Annotated in this window: 15 protein-coding genes; 9 read left to right on the top strand and 6 right to left on the bottom strand. The window is 61.5% G+C overall.

Features of this window, described 5'->3' with window-relative positions:
* Positions 1 to 93: 93 nt before the first annotated feature.
* A complete protein-coding gene (locus tag ACA047_RS10200; RefSeq protein WP_497358937.1) occupies positions 94 to 534 on the top strand; it encodes a universal stress protein in 441 nt (146 codons plus the stop codon).
* Between the two features lie 76 nt (positions 535 to 610).
* Here ACA047_RS10200 and ACA047_RS10195 read toward each other — a convergent pair whose 3' ends face one another.
* Entirely contained in the window at positions 611 to 2,524 is a 1,914-nt protein-coding gene (locus ACA047_RS10195) for an ATP-binding cassette domain-containing protein (RefSeq protein WP_497358935.1), read from the bottom strand.
* Positions 2,525 to 2,738: 214 nt separating this feature from the next.
* On the opposite strand from ACA047_RS10195, the gene ACA047_RS10190 reads away from it, so the two are divergent.
* Positions 2,739 to 4,667, top strand: a complete 1,929-nt coding sequence (locus tag ACA047_RS10190; protein WP_497358933.1) for a transglycosylase SLT domain-containing protein — start codon at positions 2,739 to 2,741, stop codon at positions 4,665 to 4,667.
* 134 nt (positions 4,668 to 4,801) lie between these two features.
* Here ACA047_RS10190 and ACA047_RS10185 read toward each other — a convergent pair whose 3' ends face one another.
* Complete coding sequence (locus ACA047_RS10185) at positions 4,802 to 6,583, bottom strand: ABC transporter transmembrane domain-containing protein (protein ID WP_497358931.1); 1,782 nt, start codon at positions 6,581 to 6,583, stop codon at positions 4,802 to 4,804.
* 248 nt (positions 6,584 to 6,831) lie between these two features.
* Between ACA047_RS10185 and ACA047_RS10180 the strand changes: the two genes are divergently transcribed.
* Positions 6,832 to 7,011 carry a PA1571 family protein gene (locus tag ACA047_RS10180; RefSeq protein WP_497358929.1) on the top strand — a complete coding sequence of 60 codons (180 nt, stop codon included), beginning with the start codon at positions 6,832 to 6,834 and terminating at the stop codon, positions 7,009 to 7,011.
* A gap of 191 nt (positions 7,012 to 7,202) precedes the next feature.
* On the opposite strand, the gene pdxB is transcribed toward ACA047_RS10180, so the two are convergent.
* The gene (gene pdxB, locus ACA047_RS10175) at positions 7,203 to 8,357 is read right to left on the bottom strand and encodes a 4-phosphoerythronate dehydrogenase PdxB (RefSeq protein WP_497358927.1); all 1,155 of its coding nucleotides are present in this window, start codon (positions 8,355 to 8,357) and stop codon (positions 7,203 to 7,205) included.
* A gap of 195 nt (positions 8,358 to 8,552) precedes the next feature.
* Here pdxB and ACA047_RS10170 point away from each other — a divergent pair, with 195 nt between their 5' ends.
* The gene (locus ACA047_RS10170) at positions 8,553 to 9,956 is read left to right on the top strand and encodes an MATE family efflux transporter (protein WP_497358925.1); all 1,404 of its coding nucleotides are present in this window, start codon (positions 8,553 to 8,555) and stop codon (positions 9,954 to 9,956) included.
* On the opposite strand, the gene tusA is transcribed toward ACA047_RS10170, so the two are convergent.
* The gene (gene tusA, locus ACA047_RS10165) at positions 9,953 to 10,204 is read right to left on the bottom strand and encodes a sulfurtransferase TusA (RefSeq protein WP_497358923.1); all 252 of its coding nucleotides are present in this window, start codon (positions 10,202 to 10,204) and stop codon (positions 9,953 to 9,955) included. The genes ACA047_RS10170 and tusA overlap by 4 nt on opposite strands.
* A 185-nt stretch (positions 10,205 to 10,389) precedes the next feature.
* Positions 10,390 to 11,463, bottom strand: coding sequence for a 23S rRNA (cytidine(2498)-2'-O)-methyltransferase RlmM (rlmM, locus tag ACA047_RS10160; RefSeq protein WP_497358921.1), 1,074 nt, complete (start codon positions 11,461 to 11,463; stop codon positions 10,390 to 10,392).
* Positions 11,464 to 11,635: 172 nt separating this feature from the next.
* On the opposite strand from rlmM, the gene acnA reads away from it, so the two are divergent.
* The 3 genes from acnA (at position 11,636) to ACA047_RS10145 (ending at position 16,935) form a co-directional block, all read left to right on the top strand.
* Positions 11,636 to 14,377 (top strand): aconitate hydratase AcnA, encoded by a 2,742-nt coding sequence (acnA, locus tag ACA047_RS10155; RefSeq protein WP_497358919.1) that lies wholly within the window; start codon positions 11,636 to 11,638, stop codon positions 14,375 to 14,377.
* A 126-nt stretch (positions 14,378 to 14,503) separates the two neighbouring features.
* Positions 14,504 to 15,292, top strand: a complete 789-nt coding sequence (locus tag ACA047_RS10150; RefSeq protein ID WP_497358917.1) for a CPBP family intramembrane glutamic endopeptidase — start codon at positions 14,504 to 14,506, stop codon at positions 15,290 to 15,292.
* A 77-nt stretch (positions 15,293 to 15,369) separates the two neighbouring features.
* Positions 15,370 to 16,935: a methyl-accepting chemotaxis protein gene (locus tag ACA047_RS10145; RefSeq protein WP_497358915.1), complete on the top strand. Its 1,566-nt coding sequence runs from the start codon at positions 15,370 to 15,372 to the stop codon at positions 16,933 to 16,935.
* A gap of 191 nt (positions 16,936 to 17,126) precedes the next feature.
* Here ACA047_RS10145 and ACA047_RS10140 read toward each other — a convergent pair whose 3' ends face one another.
* Complete coding sequence (locus ACA047_RS10140) at positions 17,127 to 17,819, bottom strand: alpha/beta family hydrolase (RefSeq protein WP_497358913.1); 693 nt, start codon at positions 17,817 to 17,819, stop codon at positions 17,127 to 17,129.
* A gap of 96 nt (positions 17,820 to 17,915) precedes the next feature.
* On the opposite strand from ACA047_RS10140, the gene ccoN reads away from it, so the two are divergent.
* Together ccoN and ccoO are read left to right on the top strand one after the other, a co-directional pair.
* On the top strand, positions 17,916 to 19,340 hold the full coding sequence (gene ccoN / locus ACA047_RS10135; protein ID WP_497358911.1) for a cytochrome-c oxidase, cbb3-type subunit I: 1,425 nt from the start codon (positions 17,916 to 17,918) through the stop codon (positions 19,338 to 19,340).
* Positions 19,341 to 19,350: 10 nt separating this feature from the next.
* Positions 19,351 to 19,959 carry a cytochrome-c oxidase, cbb3-type subunit II gene (gene ccoO / locus ACA047_RS10130; RefSeq protein ID WP_024777895.1) on the top strand — a complete coding sequence of 203 codons (609 nt, stop codon included), beginning with the start codon at positions 19,351 to 19,353 and terminating at the stop codon, positions 19,957 to 19,959.
* The last annotated feature ends 2 nt before the right edge of the window (positions 19,960 to 19,961 follow it).

Here is a 19,961-nt window from a genome sequence, read left to right as displayed (position 1 = left end):
CCGAATTCTGATGAGCCCATTGACCCGCGTCGCCGTCAATGCGCCTGAAAACCAGCCATACTTACCGTATCGCAATTCTCTGGAGTGCCTTCCATGTACTACAAACACGCCCTGGTCGCCGTCGACCTCACTGAAGAATGCGATCCCGTCGTCAAGCGCGCGCTTGCCCTTTGCGAAGGCCGGGACACCAAACTGTCGCTGGTGCACATCGTCGAGCCGATGGCGATGGCCTTCGGCGGTGACGTACCGATGGACCTTTCCCAGTTGCAGCAACAGCAATTCGATCAGGCCAAGGAACGTCTTGACCGACTGATCGTGAAATACCCGGCCCTGAAGAAGGAATTCAGTCACCTGACCTACGGCCAACCGCGCCAGGAGATCCATCACCTGGCCAAGGAGCAGGGTTGCGACTTGATCGTCGTCGGCAGCCATGGCCGCCACGGCCTGGCGCTGCTGCTGGGCTCTACTGCCAACGACGTGCTGCATGGCGCGCCTTGCGATGTGCTGGCGGTGCACCTGGTTAAACGTACATAAACCTGTGTGGGGATGGCACTTCAAATAGAAATCCCGGCGTTCATTGCTGAGCGCCGGGATTTTTTATGGCAGTGGATCAAGCGTCCAGTTCAGCCCAGCGCTCGACCAGCACATCCAGCTCGGCCTGCAACTGCTCCAGGTGCGCGATCACCTTGGCGGTTTCGGCGGCGGGCCGCTGATAGAAGCCAGCGTCAGCCATATCGGCCTCCACCGCTGCGATCTGCTTTTCCTTCGCGTCGATATCACCCGGCAGCGCTTCCAGCTCGCGCTGCAGCTTGTAGCTGAGTTTTTTCTTCGCGGGTGCCGCCGCCGCAGCAACCGAAGCAGGCTCGGCCTTGACCACAGCCGAATTCAGGTCGGCTTTGCCGGACTTGCTCTCGGTCACGCCCAGAAGGCGCGGCGAGCCGCCCTGACGCAGCCAGTCCTGATAACCGCCAACGTATTCGCGCACCAGGCCCTCGCCTTCGAACACCAGGGTGCTGGTGACCACGTTGTCGAGGAATGCCCGGTCGTGGCTGACCATCAGCACAGTGCCGTTGAAGGTCAGCAGCACCTCTTCCAGCAACTCGAGGGTTTCCACGTCCAGGTCGTTGGTCGGTTCGTCGAGTACCAGCAGGTTCGCCGGCTTGCTGAACAGCTTGGCCAGCAACAGACGGGCGCGCTCACCGCCGGACAGCGCCTTGACCGGCGTACGGGCACGCTGGGGGCTGAACAGGAAATCGCCGAGGTAGCTCAGCACATGGCGGCTCTGACCATCGATATCGATGAAGTCGCGGCCTTCGGCCACGTTGTCGATCACGGTCTTTTCCAGGTCCAACTGATGGCGCAACTGGTCAAAGTAGGCGACGTCGATCTTCGTGCCCTCCTCCACCTTGCCGTTGGTCGGCACCAGGCCACCAAGCATCAGCTTGAGCAACGTGGTCTTGCCGGTGCCGTTGGCGCCCAGCAGGCCAATGCGGTCACCGCGCTGCAGGACCATGGAGAAGTCCTTGATCAGGAACGGGCCGCCAGGGTGCGCGAAACTCACGTTCTCAAGAACCATCACCTGCTTGCCGGACTTGTCAGCAGTATCCAACTGAATGTTGGCCTTGCCGGTGCGCTCGCGACGTTCACTGCGCTCCATGCGCAAGGCCTTGAGCGCCCGCACACGACCTTCATTGCGGGTGCGACGAGCCTTGATACCCTGGCGAATCCAGACTTCTTCCTGTGCCAGCTTCTTATCGAACAGCGCGTTAGCCGTTTCTTCCGCCGCCAGCGCCGCTTCCTTGTGCACCAGGAAACTGGCGTAGTCGCCGTTCCAGTCGATCAGGCCGCCGCGATCCAGTTCGAGGATGCGGGTCGCCAGGTTTTGCAGGAAAGAACGGTCGTGCGTGATGAATAGCACCGCGCCCTGGAAGTCCTTCAGGGCTTCTTCAAGCCAGGCGATGGCGCCGATATCCAAGTGGTTGGTCGGTTCGTCGAGCAGCAGCAAATCGGGTTCAGACACCAAGGCCTGGGCCAGCAGGACGCGGCGACGCCAGCCGCCGGACAACTCGGCGAGGGTCTTGTCGGCCGGCAGTTGCAGGCGGCTGAGGGTGCTGTCGACCAGTTGCTGCAGACGCCAGCCATCGCGGGCTTCAAGGTCGTGCTGCACGTGCATCAACTTGTCCAGGTCGGCATCGGTGACGATGTTCTGGCTCAGGTGGTGATACTCGGCCAGCAGCGCGCCGACACCGTCCAGGCCTTCGGCAACCACGTCGAATACGGTCCGCTCGTCGGCCACCGGCAGTTCCTGGGGCAATTCGCCGATTTTCAGGCCTGGCGCGCGCCAGACTGAGCCGTCATCGGGCTTCTGATCGCCCTTGACCAGCTTCATCATGCTGGACTTGCCAGTGCCGTTGCGGCCGATGATGCACACCCGCTCACCACGGGCGATCTGCCAGGACACCTTGTCCAACAACGGCATAGCGCCGAAAGCAAGGGACACATCGCTGAATTTGAGCAGGGTCATGAGCTTCTCCAAAAACCGGGCGCGCATTCTACCTGAGATGAGGCCTCAAGAGTCCGCCAATTTCGTTGCTGAAGCACTCTGCACAACAAATGTTGCGAACTTGCGCCGACGGCTCTGCAAAGCTTTCGCCGGTTGCTGGCAAAAGGCTAAGCTACAGGCAGTTACCCTGGGTTATCCCTTGGGCTTGTCATGTTTTTTTATGCCCGGACGTCTCATGCGCAGTCGCCTTTTTAGTGTTTTGTCTTGTCTTTTCGTGTGTGCCACTGCCGTTCAATCCGCCCAGGCGGTGGATATCTCCACCCAGCGCCAGTATTACGATGAGGCCAAGCGTGCCTTGGCCAAGGGTGATTCCGGCCCTTATTTTCGCTACAGCCAGGCCCTGCACGATTATCCGCTGGAGCCGTACCTGGCCTACGACGAGCTGACTGCCCGCCTCAAGAGCGCCAGCAACGTCGAGATCGAGCAATTCCTCGCCGAGCACGGTGACCTGCCCCAAGCCAACTGGATGAAGCTACGCTGGTTGCGCTGGCTGACCGAGCGTGGCGATTGGGAGACTTTCGTCAAGTATTACGATCCCAAGCTCAATTTCACCGAGCTGGACTGCCTCAACGCTCAGTACCAGCTCAACCATGGCTTGAAGGCCGAAGGCTACGCCAACACCGAAAAGCTGTGGCTCACCGGTAAATCCCAGCCACAGGCCTGCGATGCGTTGTTCGGCCTGTGGGCTGCCCAAGGTCAGTTGACCGAACAAAAACGCTGGGAGCGGACCAAGCTGGCCGCCCAGGCCCGTAATTATCCGCTGGCCAACAGTCTGGTCAGCGGTCTGACCACCCTCGCCCCGCGCGGCAAATTGCTGGTGGACGTCGCGCAAAAGCCTGAACTGCTCAACCAGCCGTCGCGCTTTACCCCGGCCGATGAGCCGATGTCCGATATCGTCAGCCTTGGCCTGCGGCGTCTGGCCCGGCAGGATCCGGACAAAGCCATGGCGATGCTGGACGGCTACGCCAGCACCATGCATTTCTCCCGGGATGAAAAAGTCGCCATTGCCCGGGAAATCGGCCTGACCCTGGCCAAGCGCTTTGACAGCCGCGCCTTGGACGTAATGACAAAATATGACCCGGAACTGCGGGACGACACCGTTTCGGAATGGCGTTTGCGCCTGCTGCTGCGCCTGGCGCGCTGGGACGACGCCTATCAGTTGACCCGTCGCCTGCCCGAGTCGCTGGCCGATACCAACCGCTGGCGCTACTGGCAAGCCCGCACCCTGGAGCTGGCACAACCGCAGAACCCCGAGGCGCTGACGCTTTACAAGCAACTGGCCCGCGAGCGGGACTTCTATGGTTTCCTGGCCGCCGACCGCTCCCAGTCACCGTATTCGCTGGTTAACAAACCACTGGTGATGAGCCAGGCGCTGATCAACAAGGTACGCAACACGCCGGGTGTGCGTCGGGCGCTGGAATTTCATGCCCGCGGCGACATCGTCGATGGCCGCCGCGAGTGGTATCACGTCAGCCGCCATTTCAACCGGGACGAAATGGTTGCCCAGGCGAAGCTGGCCTATGACCTGAAGTGGTATTTTCCAGCCATCCGCACCATCAGCCAGGCCAAGTACTGGGATGACCTGGACATCCGCTTCCCAATGGCCCACCGGGAAACGCTGGTGCGTGAAGCCAAGGTTCGTGGCCTGCATTCGAGCTGGGTGTTCGCCATCACTCGCCAGGAAAGTGCTTTCATGGACGACGCCCGCTCCGGCGTCGGCGCCGCTGGCCTGATGCAGTTGATGCCCGGCACCGCAAAGGAAACCGCGCGCAAATTCAGCATTCCCCTGGCCTCGCCGCAGCAAGTGCTAAACCCGGACAAGAACATCCAGCTTGGCGCGGCTTACCTGAGCCAGGTCCACAGCCAATTCAACGGCAACCGCGTCCTCGCCTCCGCCGCCTACAACGCCGGCCCGGGTCGCGTACGCCAGTGGCTGCGCGGTGCCGACCACCTGAGCTTCGACGTCTGGGTCGAAAGCATCCCATTCGATGAAACCCGCCAATACGTGCAGAACGTGTTGTCGTACTCGGTGATCTACGGCCAGAAACTTAACTCACCGCAACCGCTGGTGGACTGGCATGAGCGGTATTTTGATGATCAGTAAATGGGCCAGCGGCGAGCTTTAAGCTTCAAGCGGCAAGCTGTTCCTGAAAAGCAAAAAAAATGCCCGTATCGAAAGATACGGGCATTTTTTTGGTCGGTTACCTGGTCGGTTGCTGGACCTTGTGGGCGCGGTTCTTAGTCGGTTGCCAGCTCCCGGCCCGTATTGAACTGCAACGCCGCCAGCCGCGCATACAGCGCATTGCTGGCGACCAGTTCCTGGTGGGTGCCTACGGCAACCACTTTGCCCTGGTCCATCACCGCGATCCGGTCGGCGTTTTTCACCGTGGCCAGGCGGTGAGCGATGACCAGCGTGGTGCGGTTTTTCATCAGGCTGGGCAAGGCTTGCTGGATCAGGTGTTCGCTTTGCGCGTCGAGGGCGCTGGTGGCTTCGTCCAGCAGCAGGATCGGGGCGTCCACCAACAACGCCCGGGCGATGGCCAGGCGTTGGCGCTGGCCGCCGGATAGCCCCTGGCCGCCGTCGCCCAGGTGGGTCTGGTAGCCGTCGGGCATTTTTTCGATGAAGTCGTGGGCGTGGGCGATCTGCGCCGCTTCACGCACCTGCTCGGACGTCGCTTCGGGGTTGCCGTAGCGGATGTTTTCCTCGACCGTGCCAAAAAACAGCGCCGGGTTTTGCGAAACCAGGGCGAAATGGCGGCGCAGGTCCAGCGGATCGAGTTGGGTCAGTGGCACATCGTCAATGAGAATCTGCCCTTGCACCGGGTCGTAGAAACGCAACAGCAGGTCATACACCGTTGATTTGCCAGCACCGGACGGCCCGACAAGAGCAAGGGTTTCGCCAGCGTTGATGGTCAGGTCCAGGCCGTCGACCGCATAGCTGTCTGGCCGGGACGGGTAGGAAAAGCGCACGCCTTCGAGGCGCAAATCGCCCCGAACCCGCGCAGGCAACGTAACGAGACCTGAGGCCGGCGGCTGGATGATGTTTTCCGAGCGCAGCAACTCGGCAATGCGCTCGGCCGCACCGGCGGCCCGTTGCAGTTCACCGATCACCTCGCTCAAGGTGCCGAAGGCGCTGCCGACGATCAGGCTGTAGAACACGAAAGCCGCCAACTCACCGCTGGAAATCCGCCCGGCGATCACATCCATGCCGCCCACCCAGAGCATCACCCCCACTGCCCCCAGCACCAGCACGATCACCAGGGTGATCAGCCAGGCGCGCTGGGCGATGCGCTTGCGGGCGGTGTCGAAGGCCTGCTCCACGGTGACGGCAAAACGCTGCTCATCCTGGACCTGATGGTTGTAGGCCTGCACGGTTTTGATCTGGCCGAGGGTTTCTGAGACGTAACTGCCCACATCAGCAATGCGGTCCTGGCTCTGGCGCGACAGGCCGCGCACCCGACGTCCGAACACCAGGATCGGTGCCAACACCAGCGGCAGGGCGATTACCACGATGCTGGTGAGTTTGGGGTTGGTAATGAACAGCAATACAATGCCGCCGACCACCATCAAAACGTTGCGCAAGAACAGCGACAGCGACGAACCGATCACCGACTGCAACAAGGTTGTATCGGCGGTCAGGCGCGACTGGATCTCCGAGCTGCGGTTGTTTTCATAGAACCCGGGGTGCAAGTACACCAAATGGTTGAAGACCTGCCGCCGGATATCGGCGACCACCCGCTCGCCGATCCATGACACCAGGTAGAAACGGGCAAAGGTACCAATCGCCAGCCCCACCACCAGCACCATGAACAGGGCGATGGACTGATTGAGCAGATGCGGTGAGCGGGTCATGAAGCCCTCGTCCACCAACAACCGGATGCCTTGCCCCATGGACAGGGTGATTGCGGCGGTGACAATCAGCGCCATTAAAGCGCCGACAACCTGCTTGCGATAAGGGGCGATGAAGCCGCTGGCCAGGCGTATGGCCCGCCGTTGTTGGGAAGAAAGCATCAGTAGCATCCAAAAAAACAACAGGAAAAGGGCTGACCAGGGCACCGAAACGAAGCGCAACCCACTTGAATCAGAATGAGTCAGGTTAAATATGACCGCAGCGACTAGCGGCTAGATGTTATCGATCTAAAGTCTGACTGGAAACGCATCATTGTTTCTGGTTGAGTGGAGCTGTCGCCAAGAACCTACACGGAGTGTCATGGCTCGGTCACTTGGCGATACTAAAGTAGGTACACAACCTGATGAGGAGACAGGCCATGTCCTTGCAACACAGCAGCGACGACAAGATTCAAGTGATCCGCACGCAACCGGACCAGTCTCTGGGGTGCTCGTTCATCGATGCCCAAGGGCGCGAAGTGCCGATCACTGAAGACATGATCCAGAAAGCCTGCAGCGAGCTGGAAAAACGACTGGTCAAACCTGCCGAACAAGAGTGATACAGCCCGTCTTCAATTGAACCCGACCTTGATGTCGGGTTTTTTATGTCTGAAAGAACAAGGCTGCCATTGACCTTTGGCCTGACACAAAGCTGTGGCGAGGGGATTTATCCCCGCTTTGTGGGACCAAGGCTGTGGGAGCAAGGCTTACCCGCGATGCAGGCACCTCGGTCTCCTGACCGCGTCATCGTTCATCGCGAGCAAGCTCTGCTCCCACAGCCCAGTGCCGTCACGATCTGTTGCAAGGCCGGGGACTGCCCGTCGATACGAACGCTCAAGCCGTCGATCTCCCGGCGCGGTGGATAGTGTTTGCGCAGGGCATCGAAAGCGCTGCGTTGCTCGCTGACCGTTCCCACCAGGCTGCGGCGAAAGTCCGCATCGTCGCGGCGTGGGTCGTACACGCCACGGCACAGCGCCGCCAGGGCCCAGGCCGGGTCGGTTTCGGCGTCCAGGGTAATGCCGCCCAGCCAGGGCCGAGGCAGCAAGTCGCTCAGGCTGACTTGAACCGGTTGTTCGAGGAACGCACACAGGGCTTCGTAGATTTGCGCCGTGCCGCGCTGGCGACCATCAAGGCTGTAGCCGGCGATGTGCGGGGTGGCGATCACGCACAGATCGGCCAGGTCCACGTCCACGGTTGGTTCCTGCTCCCAGACATCCAGCACCGCTTGCAGGTCTTCGCGTTCCAGCAACACTTCGCGCAGCGCCGCGTTATCGATCACCGGCCCACGGGCAGCGTTGATCAGCCAGGTACCGGGCTTGAGCCGGTTCAGGCGATCTTCGTCGAACAGGTGCCAGGTCGGTTGCTCGCCATCGCGAGTCAGGGGGGTATGAAGGCTGATTACATCGCACTGTTCAATGATCTGCTCCAGGCTCACGTAGTCACCCCCCTCATCAGCCTGACGAGGCGGATCACAGACTTTCACCGCCCAGCCAAGCCCCTTGAGCACCTCGATCAACCGCCCGCCCACCTGACCGGCACCGACCACGCCGTAAGTGCGCTGCTTAAGGTCCGCGCCTTCGATTTCAGCCAGGGTCATCAGGCTGCCCAGCACATAATCCACCACGCCACGGGCATTGCAGCCCGGCGCACTGGCCCAGCGGATGCCGGCCTCGGCGAAATAATCCAGGTCCAGGTGATCGGTGCCGATGGTGCAAGTGCCGACGAAGCGCACGTTGCTGCCTTCCAACAGCGCCCGGTTGACCTGGCTGACGGAGCGCACCAGCAGCACGTCGGCCTGCTCGACCATCGCCCGGTCGATGCCCCGCCCCGGTACCCGGCGAATCTCACCGAAACCTTGGAAAAACGCATCAAGCAGAGGAATGTTTTCGTCAGCGACGATCAGCATGGCAGAGCTCCTTTGGCGGGGTTGGCAGTGTAGGCGTTCCTCGCCTCGATGGGCCAGCGCATTACTTCAGTGAACGTATATTGTGGCGAGGGAGCAGGTGGCGATTACAAATCCCCAACACAGGTTTTTTCCTGACCATTGCGTCAAGGCGTAGAATGCGCCGCCTTGCGCTTATTCTTTTCGGACGCTTGCCCTGTGAATCCTGTGATCGACAACCCCGCCGCCCTCTCCCGCCCAGCCCGGGTTCGACTGGAGCTCAGAACGCTGCTGACCCTGGCATTGCCGATCATGGTGGCGCAACTGGCGACCACCGCCATGGGCTTCGTCGATGCGGTGATGGCGGGTCGTGTCGGCCCACGGGACCTGGCGGCGGTGGCATTGGGCAACTCGATTTGGGTGCCGGTGTTCCTGCTGATGACCGGCACGCTACTGGCCACCACCCCGAAAGTCGCCCAGCGCTTTGGTGCCGGTACGTTTGATGAGATCGGCCCACTGGTGCGTCAGGCACTGTGGCTGGCCCTGGTGGTGGGATTGATCGCGACGCTGGCGCTGTTCAGTGCCGAGCCGATTCTGCACATCATGAAGGTCGACCCCGAACTGATCGGCCCGTGCATGGAATACCTGCGAGGCATTGGCACAGGCCTGCCAGCGGTGGCGCTGTATCACGTGCTGCGCTGCTTCAGCGACGGCCTGGGTCGTACACGTCCGGCGATGGTGCTGGGGTTATGCGGGCTGGCGCTGAACATTCCGCTCAATTACATCTTCATTTACGGGCACCTCGGCGTGCCAGCCATGGGCGGCGTCGGTTGCGGCTGGGCCACGGCCATCGTGATGTGGGTCATGGCCCTGGGCATGGCCGGTTGGGCCCGGTGGGCACCGGTCTATCAGTCGAGTCGGTTGTTCGGCCGTTTCGACTGGCCACAATGGGCGGTCATCAAGCGCCTGCTGGGCATCGGCCTGCCGATTGGCATCGCCGTGTTTGCCGAGTCGAGCATTTTTGCGGTGATTGCGCTGCTGATCGGCAGCCTCGGCGCCACCGTCGTGGCCGGGCACCAGATCGCGCTGAACTTCAGTTCCCTGGTGTTCATGATCCCCTACTCCCTGGGCATGGCCGTGACGGTGCGGGTCGGCCAAACCCTGGGACGTGGCCAGCCTCGCGAAGCGCGCTTCGCGGCCGGGGTTGGCATGGGCACGGCCCTGGCGTACGCCTGCCTGTCGGCGAGCCTGATGTTCGGCCTGCGCGGGCCAATTGCCGCGATCTATACCGCCGACCCGGTGGTGATCGAAGTGGCGTCGATGCTGATCGTGTATGCGGCGCTGTTTCAGTTTTCCGATGCGATCCAGGTCACGGCGGCGGGCGCGTTGCGCGGCTATCAGGACACCCGGGTGACGATGATCCTGACGCTGTTCGCTTACTGGGGCATCGGCTTGCCGGTGGGTTACGCCTTGGGCCTGACCAACTGGCTCGGCGCGGCCAGCGGCCCGAGCGGGTTGTGGCAGGGCCTGATCGTGGGCTTGAGCTGCGCGGCGCTGATGCTGTCGATCCGACTGACACGCAGCGCACGCAAGCAGATCCGCATCAGCCGCGCGACGGGTTAAGCGAGTTTCTTGCGGATCCAGTAGCGGTAGGTGCCATCCACCTCGTCCTGGGCCACCAGTTCGTGGTCGAGAAACACACAGAACTTGGGGATGTCGCGGCGGGTCGAGGGGTCGGTGGCAATCACCTTCAGCAGCCCGCCGGGCGCCAGGTCACGGATGTGCTGGTGCAGCATCATCACCGGTTCCGGGCAATTGAGGCCGGTGGCGTCGAGCGTGCCGTCGACGGGCGTGTCGTTTATTTCACTCATGTTCTACTCCTGAAACTGGCCGGCATTGTCGCGCAATGCCGGCGTTCGGTCACCTCTGGCTGACACTGTACCCTGTGGGAGCGGGCTTGCTCGCGAAGGCGATCTGTCTGTTATTCAAGTGTTGACTGATACACCGCTTTCGCGAGCAAGCCCGCTCCCACAAGGACTTCATTGCCTTTAGCTGGCTAGCGGGACTTGGGCTTTTTGCTATCCAGCCGCCGCAAATGGCAAGTCACTTCTTCGCGGTCGTGGTACAGCTGCTTGCAGCCGATCTCGACCTTGATGCCACGGGCCTTGAAGCCGTCGGCGATGCGTTCGAGCAGGCGTTTGACTTCGGCATAACGCTGCTTCATCGGCAGCTTGAGATTGACCACCGCCTCGCGACAGTGCCCCTCGCCGATCCACTCTTCCAGCATCGCGGCGTTGCGCGCCGGTTTCTCAACGATGTCGCAGACCATCCAATCCACCGGTTGCTTGGGCTTGAAGGTAAAGCCGTCCGCCATCAGGTGTTGCACCAGGCCGGTGTCCATCAGGCTTTCGGCCATCGGGCCGTTGTCGATGGCGGTCACCAACATCCCGCGGTTGACCAGTTGCCAGGTCCAGCCGCCCGGAGCGGCGCCGAGGTCCACGCCGGTCATGTCGCTGTGCAGGCGCTCGTCCCACTGGTCTCGGGGAATGAAGTGGTGCCAGGCCTCTTCGAGCTTGAGGGTGGACCGGCTAGGCGCTTGCCGAGGGAACTTCAGGCGTGGAATGCCCATCGGCCACATTGCCGAATTGTCAGCCTGCGCCAAGCCCAGAAACACTTCGCGGCCGCTCTTGAAGGTCAGCAGCAGACGCGGCTTGCGCGGGTCGTCCACCAGCTTGCCGGCACCGGTCAGCGCCTTGCGCAGCGGCCCTTCGAATTTTTTGCAGAAGTTCGACAGCTCTTTGCCGTCGTTGGTGTCCACCACTTCCAGCCACAGACTGCCGCAGGTCGGGAACTGCGCCATGTGGGCCAGAATGACACTGATACGGTCGGTTTCCGGCAAGTCAATGAAGGTGCCGCGCGCCCACTGGCGCGGAAAAATCAGCTCGGCAAAACGCTGGCCGCGCATCAACCGTTCGGCGCCGTCGTCTTCGGTGCAGACAAATTCGGCGCAGGCACTGGCCGGTTTGGCCTTGGCGTAGCCGGCCACGTTGAGCCGTGCGGCGTGTTCGGCGATCTCGGAACAGACCTCGCCTTCGAAGCCCGGTCGGCAGTGCATGAAAAGCGTGTTCATTGAAACTCCGTAGCAAAGCCTGTCACGAAAACCGGCGCATGATAGCGGAGTTCGGAACCCCGGACCTGCCCTTGGTGTCCCGTGATTAGTCATAAGCTCAAAACAGGGCTAGGTTACAGGCTCTGTCCGTCCCGTCAGTCCGTAGCCGTGCGGACTCAAAGGAGTCATTTCAATGCCGTCCCTCGATAGCCTGAAAACCCTGAAAACACTGCAAGTCGACGCCAGAACCTACCACTATTTCAGCCTGCCGGACGCCGCCCGAAGCCTGGGCGACCTGGATAAACTGCCAATGTCCCTCAAAGTGCTGCTGGAAAACCTGCTGCGCTGGGAAGATGAAAAAACTGTCACCGGCACCGATCTCAAGGCCCTGGCCGGCTGGCTGAAGGAGCGTCGCTCCGACCGAGAGATTCAATACCGCCCGGCCCGGGTGTTGATGCAGGACTTTACTGGCGTCCCGGCCGTGGTCGACCTGGCCGCCATGCGCGCCGCCGTGGAAAAGGCCGGCGGCGATCCCCAGCGGATCAACCCGCTGTCGCCGGTGGACCTGGTGATCGACCATTCGGTGATGGTGGACAAATTCGCTACCAGCCAGGCGTTCGAGCAGAACGTCGACATCGAAATGCAGCGCAACGGTGAACGCTACGCCTTCCTGCGCTGGGGCCAGAGCGCCTTCGACAACTTCAGCGTGGTGCCGCCGGGCACCGGCATCTGCCACCAGGTCAACCTCGAGTACCTGGGCCGCACCGTGTGGACCACGGAGGAAGACGACCGCACTTATGCATTCCCGGACACCTTGGTGGGTACCGACTCCCACACCACCATGATCAACGGCCTCGGCGTGCTTGGCTGGGGCGTCGGCGGCATCGAGGCGGAAGCGGCGATGCTCGGCCAGCCCGTGTCGATGCTGATCCCCGAGGTCATCGGTTTCAAACTCACCGGCAAGCTGCGCGAAGGCATCACCGCCACCGACCTGGTGCTGACGGTTACGCAAATGCTGCGTAAGAAAGGCGTGGTGGGGAAATTCGTCGAGTTTTATGGCGACGGTCTCGCCGACCTGCCCCTGGCCGACCGCGCCACCATCGCCAACATGGCCCCCGAATACGGTGCCACCTGTGGTTTCTTCCCGGTGGACGACGTGACCCTGGACTACCTGCGTCTGTCGGGTCGCCCGACGGAAACCGTGAAATTGGTAGAAGCCTATTGCAAGGCCCAGGGCCTGTGGCGATTGCCCGGCCAGGAACCGGTGTTCACCGACACCCTGGCGTTGGACATGAGCAGCGTCGAAGCCAGCCTCGCCGGACCTAAACGACCTCAGGACCGTGTCTCGCTGCCTAATGTCGGCCAGGCCTTCAGTGACTTCCTGGGGCTGCAACTCAAACCTACCAGCAAAGAAGAAGGCCGCCTGGAAAGCGAAGGCGGCGGTGGCGTCGCAGTGGGCAACGCCGATCAGGTGGGCGAAACCGAGTACGAGTTCGAAGGCCACACCCATCGCCTGAAGAACGGCGCGGTGGTGATTGCGGCCATTACTTCCTGCACCAATACCTCCAACCCCAGCGTGATGATGGCCGCCGGGTTGCTGGCGAAAAAAGCCGTGGAAAAAGGCCTGACCCGCAAGCCTTGGGTCAAGAGTTCCCTGGCGCCGGGCTCCAAGGTGGTCACCGATTACTACAAGGCCGCGGGGCTGACCGAATACCTGGACAAACTGGGCTTCGCCCTGGTCGGTTACGGTTGCACGACGTGCATCGGTAACTCCGGACCGTTGCCGGAGCCGATCGAAAAAGCCATCCAGGCCGTCGACCTGACGGTGGCATCGGTGCTGTCGGGCAACCGTAACTTCGAAGGCCGGGTGCACCCGCTGGTGAAGACCAACTGGCTGGCTTCACCACCGCTGGTGGTGGCCTATGCCTTGGCCGGCACCGTGCGCATCGACATCAGCAGCGAGCCGCTGGGAAATGACCGAGACGGCAACCCGGTGTACCTGCGGGACATCTGGCCCAGCAGTCAGGAAGTGGCCGACGCCGTGGCCAAAGTGAACACCAGCATGTTCCACAAGGAATACGCCGCCGTGTTTGCCGGTGATGAGCAATGGCAAGCCATCGAGGTGCCCCAGGCGGCAACTTACGTCTGGCAACCGGACTCGACCTACATCCAGCATCCGCCGTTCTTCGACGACATTGCCGGACCGCCACCGGCCGTCAAAAACGTCGAGGGCGCCCGGGTCCTGGCCCTGCTGGGAGACTCGGTGACCACCGACCACATTTCCCCGGCCGGCAACATCAAGACTGACAGCCCGGCCGGCCGCTACCTGCGCGAACAGGGCGTGGCGCCACGGGACTTCAACTCCTACGGTTCAAGACGCGGTAACCATCAGGTGATGATGCGCGGCACCTTTGCCAACATCCGCATTCGCAACGAAATGCTTGGCGGCGAAGAAGGCGGCAATACGATCTACATCCCCAGCGGTGAAAGAATGCCGATCTATGACGCTGCCATGTTGTATCAGGCCTCGGGCACGCCGCTGGTGGTGATCGCCGGGCAGGAATACGGCACCGGGTCGAGTCGGGATTGGGCAGCCAAGGGCACGAACCTGCTGGGGGTCAAGGCGGTAATCGCTGAAAGCTTCGAGCGTATCCATCGCTCCAACCTGGTGGGCATGGGCGTACTGCCATTGCAATTCAAGCTCGACCAGAATCGCAAGAGCCTGAACCTCACTGGCAAGGAAACCCTGGACATCCTGGGGCTGAGCGACGTCGAACTGAGGCCGCGCATGAACCTGCCACTGCTCATCACCCGCGAGGACGGCCGCCAGGAGCGGATTGAAGTGTTATGTCGGATCGACACCTTGAATGAAGTGGAGTATTTCAAGGCCGGAGGAATCCTTCACTATGTCCTACGGCAATTGATTGCAGCTTAAAAAGACCCGTCCTACGAAAACACCGCCACTTATCGGCGGTGTTTTTGTTTCAGCCTGCCTATAATCCCGCCGGCCCCTGCTAGCCCCCCTCGCCACAACAGTTCTACTCAGGCTCAAGGATGTGATATGCCCGCCCTACCCTGGCCGTACCTGGCCTTTCTTTCTATCGGCTATGGCTTGGCTCTGGCCTACGGCCATCTGGCCTGGACCGCTGTCATCTCGGTCGCGTTGCTGCTGTTCGCCGGGTATGCGGTTCGCCAACGGCAGATGCCCATCGGCCAGTTTCTCGGGCACGTTCTGTTCGTGGTGCTGGCCCTGGCGCTGGCCCTGCACTGGATGCCGGGCTTTTTCAATGGACGGGCGATTGCGGCGCAACGCTTCACCGATGATGCCGCGCCGTTTGCCATGTACTTGAACCAGGACAAGCCGCTGATCGGCTTCTGGCTACTGCTGGTCTGCCCATGGATTATCGGCCGGCGCTCGTTGCGCCTGTCGGTCTATGCCACGGCCATGGGCCTGGCCCTGAGCGCGGTCATGGCCCTCGGTGGGGCGATCCTGCTAGGCATGATCCAATGGGCCCCGAAGTGGCCGGACCACGCCTGGCTGTGGGTATTCAATAACCTTTTGTTGGTGACGCTGGTGGAGGAAGCGCTGTTTCGCGGCTACATTCAGGGAGGCCTGAGCCGGCGCTTCAAACATCTGAGCTACGGCGACAATCTGGCGTTGCTCCTGGCCTCGTTGCTGTTTGGCTTGGTGCATGCTGGTGCGGGTTGGCAATGGGTGCTGCTGTCGGGCCTGGCGGGTGTCGGTTACGGTCTGGCGTATCGTTTTGGCGGCCTGGGCGCGGCGATTGCCACCCATTTCGGCCTCAATCTGCTTCATTTCGCCCTATTTACCTACCCGATGCTGGCGTGATAGCGACAGGTAAAAATAACTTCAATTAAAACCTGACGGCGCCGACAACCTTTCAAAGCCTTGCGGATCTACACACCATGCGTAACAACCAACCCGTAACACAACGTGAAAGGACCTTTGCGGCCCAGCAACGATTGATCTCCACCACCGATACCAAGGGTGTGATCACCTACTGCAATGACGCGTTCGTTGAGATCAGCGGGTTTTCGAAGGAAGAACTGATCCGTTCGCCTCACAACCTGGTGCGTCATCCCGATGTCCCGCCAGCCGTGTTCGCGCACATGTGGGACACGCTGAAACAAGGCTTGCCATGGATGGGCATCGTCAAGAATCGCTGCAAGAGCGGTGACCATTACTGGGTCAACGCCTACGTCACGCCCGTATTCGAAGGCAACCAGGTAGTCGGCTACGAATCGGTGCGGGTCAAACCCACCGCCGAGCAGATTGCCCGGGCCGAAGCACTCTATCAACGCATCAACCGGGGCAAGTCCGCAGTCCCGAGCAGCGATAAATGGGTGCCGATACTGCAGGACTGGCTGCCGTTTATCCTGGTCAGCCAATTGAGCTTCGTCGTGGGCGCGTTCCTCAATTCCTCCTGGGGCTTTGCCCTGGCCGCCGCGTTGTCGGTGCCCTTGGGGCTGATGGGCCTGCAATGGCAGCAACGCGGGCTCAAACGCCTGCTGCGCCTGGCCGGGCAAACCACTTCCGACCCGCTGATCGCCCAGATGTACACCGACAGCCGTGGTGCCCAGGCGCGCCTGGAGATGTCGATCCTCAGCCAGGAAGCTCGCCTGAAAACCTGCCTGACCCGTCTGCAGGACACCGCCGAACACCTCAACGATCAGGCGCGCCAGTCCAGCACCCTGGCCCACAGCAGCTCCAGCGGTCTGGAGCGCCAGCGGGTGGAAACCGAACAGGTCGCCACTGCGGTCAATCAGATGGCCGCGACAACCCAGGAAGTCGCCAGCCACGTGCAACGCACCGCCGATGCCACTCAGGAAGCCAATCGCCTGACCCGTCGCGGCCGCGACATCGCCGGAGAAACCCGCGAAGCCATCGAGCGCCTGTCGGTCGTGGTGGGTGAAACCGGGCAGACCGTGACCCAACTGGCCAAGGACAGCGACGAGATCGGTGGCGTGGTGGACGTGATCAAAGGTATCGCCGACCAGACCAACCTGCTGGCCCTCAACGCCGCCATCGAAGCGGCCCGTGCCGGGGAGATGGGCCGCGGCTTTGCCGTAGTGGCCGACGAAGTACGGCAACTGGCGCAACGGACCAGCGAATCCACCGGGCAGATCCACGCCCTGATTGCCAAACTCCAGCAGACCGCCACCAACGCCGTGCACATCATGGACGCCGGCCACCGTCAGGCCGAAGAAGGCGTGGCGCGGGTGATGGAAGCGGACCAGGCGCTGGTGGGGATCAGCGAAGCGGTGGCCAACATCACCGACATGACCACCCAGATCGCGGCCGCCACCGAGGAACAAAGCGCAGTGGCCGAAGAAATCAGCCGCAACATCAGCAACATCTCGGAACTGGCCGACCAGACCTCGGGCCAAGCCCAAAGCTCGGCGCTGCTCAGCGAAGAACTGACCCGTACGGCTAACACACAGTATTCGCTGGTGGAGCGGTTTAACCGCTGACAGATGTCTGCTTCATAAAAACCGGGGAAGTGATGTTTCCCGGTTTTTTTATTGCCAACTCAAAAGTGACGTCGCACGACAAACCGTCTTCGCGAGCAAGCCCGTTCCCACAAGGGATTGCAGTTGTTCATGCGAATGCATTCCAAAATGTGGGAGCGGGCTTGCTCGCGAAGAGGCCGGGACAACCACTATCACTTCTGAAGAAGAAACCCGGCCACTCTCTGCGCCGCAGCCTCCAGATGCTGTTCATGACTAAACCCCGAAGCCTTTAACGGTTTCAAATCATGATCCCCCGCCACCAGCCACAACACCTCGATGCTCGGTGACAAGGCATAGCCCTGCACCGCCTCACGACTGCCCAATGCATCGCGCTCGCCCTGGACGATCAAGGTGCGGGTCTTCAGTGCCGCCAGGTGCTCGACCCGCGGTTTCTCCGGTTTGCCCACCGCATAAAAGGGATACCCCAGGCACACCAACGCGTCAGCGCCCAACTCATCGGCCAGCAGACTCGCCATGCGCCCGCCCATGGACTTGCCACCAACGGCCAGCCGCCCAGCGACATAAGGCCGCACCGTGGCGTAGACCTCACGCCAGCATTCCAGCAGTTTGGGTGCAGGGTTTGGTGGACGCTTACCACCATCCTGACGCCGCTGGGCCATGTAGGGAAACTCGAAGCGCAACACGTTGACGCCATGCGCGGCAAGGCGCGCGGCCATGTCGTTCATGAACCCGCTGTCCATTGGTGCACCGGCGCCGTGGGCCAGGATCAGGGTCGGCGGCTCGGCGCTGACGCCCGGTTGCGCCCCCGTCCACAGCCAGCCATGTTCGGCCACACACCGCGCCCATTGATCCCCGTCAATACTGGCCTTGTGCTGTTTGTCCATGCTTACCTCGCTTTTAGTCTGCCTATAACTCCAGGCGAAGGATGCAGCGCTGCCTTGCGCAGGTATTCACTTCGGCTGAACCGTGGATGGGGAACCATGAACACATCTATCAGTACCGCCTACAACTACAAGGTGGTCCGCCAATTCGCCATTATGACGGTGGTATGGGGCATCGTCGGCATGGGGCTCGGGGTTTTTCTCGCTGCCCAATTGGTCTGGCCACAGCTCAACTTCGATTTGCCGTGGACCAGCTTCGGCCGCCTGCGCCCGCTGCACACCAACGCGGTGATCTTCGCCTTCGGCGGCTGCGCCCTGTTCGCCAGTTCGTTCTATTCGGTGCAGCGCACCTGCCAAACCCAGCTGTTCGCGCCGAAAATCGCTGCGTTCTGCTTCTGGGGCTGGCAAACGGTGATCCTGCTGGCGGCCATTAGCCTGCCACTGGGCTACACCAGTTCCAAGGAATACGCCGAGCTGGAATGGCCGATCGACATCCTGATCACCATTGTCTGGGTCGCCTACGCCATCGTGTTCTTCGGCACCGTGGCCAAGCGCAACACCAAGCACATCTACGTCGGTAACTGGTTCTTCGGCGCGTTCATCCTGACCGTGGCGATCCTGCACATCGTCAACAACCTGGAACTGCCGGTGAGTTTCACCAAATCCTACTCGGTGTACGCCGGGGCCACCGATGCGATGGTGCAATGGTGGTACGGCCACAACGCCGTAGGCTTTTTCCTCACTGCGGGCTTTTTGGGGATGATGTACTACTTCGTGCCGAAACAGGCCGAGCGCCCGGTGTATTCCTATCGCCTGTCCATCGTGCACTTCTGGGCGCTGATCACCCTGTACATCTGGGCCGGCCCGCACCACCTGCACTACACCGCGCTGCCGGACTGGGCGCAGTCGCTGGGCATGGTGATGTCACTGATCCTGCTGGCGCCAAGCTGGGGCGGCATGATCAACGGCATGATGACCCTGTCGGGCGCCTGGCATAAGTTGCGCAGCGACCCGATCCTGCGCTTTTTGGTGGTTTCCCTGGCGTTCTACGGCATGTCGACCTTTGAAGGTCCGATGATGGCGATCAAGACCGTCAACGCCCTCTCCCACTACACCGACTGGACCATCGGCCACGTACACGCAGGCGCCCTCGGCTGGGTGGCGATGATTTCCATCGGTGCGCTGTATCACATGATCCCGAAAGTCTTCGGCCGGCCACAGATGCACAGCATCGGCCTGATCAACGCGCACTTCTGGCTCGCAACCATCGGCACTGTGCTCTACATCGCCTCGATGTGGGTCAACGGCATCGCCCAGGGCCTGATGTGGCGTGCGGTGAACGAGGACGGCACGCTCACCTATTCCTTCGTCGAAACCCTGGTGGCCAGCCACCCCGGCTTCGTCGTGCGGCTGGCGGGCGGGTCGATCTTCCTCCTCGGCATGCTGCTGATGGCCTACAACACCTGGCGCACCGTGCGGGCCTATCAGCCTGCCGAAGCCGCCGCTGCCGCGCAGATGGCCTGAGGAGTCCACCATGAAACACGAAACAATCGAAAAAAACGTCGGCCTGTTGATGCTGTTGATGGTCCTGGCCGTGAGCATCGGCGGCCTGACCCAGATCGTGCCGCTGTTCTTCCAGGACGTGACCAATAAACCGGTGGACGGCATGAAGCCCTACACCGCCCTGCAACTGGAAGGCCGCGACATCTACATCCGCGAAGGCTGCGTCGGTTGCCATTCGCAGATGATCCGTCCGTTCCGCGCCGAGACCGAACGCTACGGCCACTATTCGGTGGCCGGTGAAAGCGTCTGGGATCACCCGTTCCTGTGGGGTTCCAAGCGTACCGGTCCGGACCTGGCACGGGTCGGCGCGCGCTACTCCGATGATTGGCATCGCGCCCACTTGTACAACCCGCGCAACGTAGTGCCCGAGTCGAAAATGCCGGCCTACCCATGGTTGGTGACCCAAGCGGTGGACAGCAGCCACACCGAAACGAAGCTGCGCGCCATGCGCACCCTCGGCGTGCCTTACACCGATGACGATATCGCAGGCAGCGTGGCCTCGCTCAAGGGCAAAACCGAAATGGACGCCTTGGTGGCCTACCTGCAAGTGCTCGGCACTGCCATCAAGAGCAAGAGGTAATC

The sequence above is a fragment of the Pseudomonas sp. LBUM1664 genome (assembly GCF_059695895.1).
This window is presented reverse-complemented; position numbering and strand designations above follow the sequence as displayed.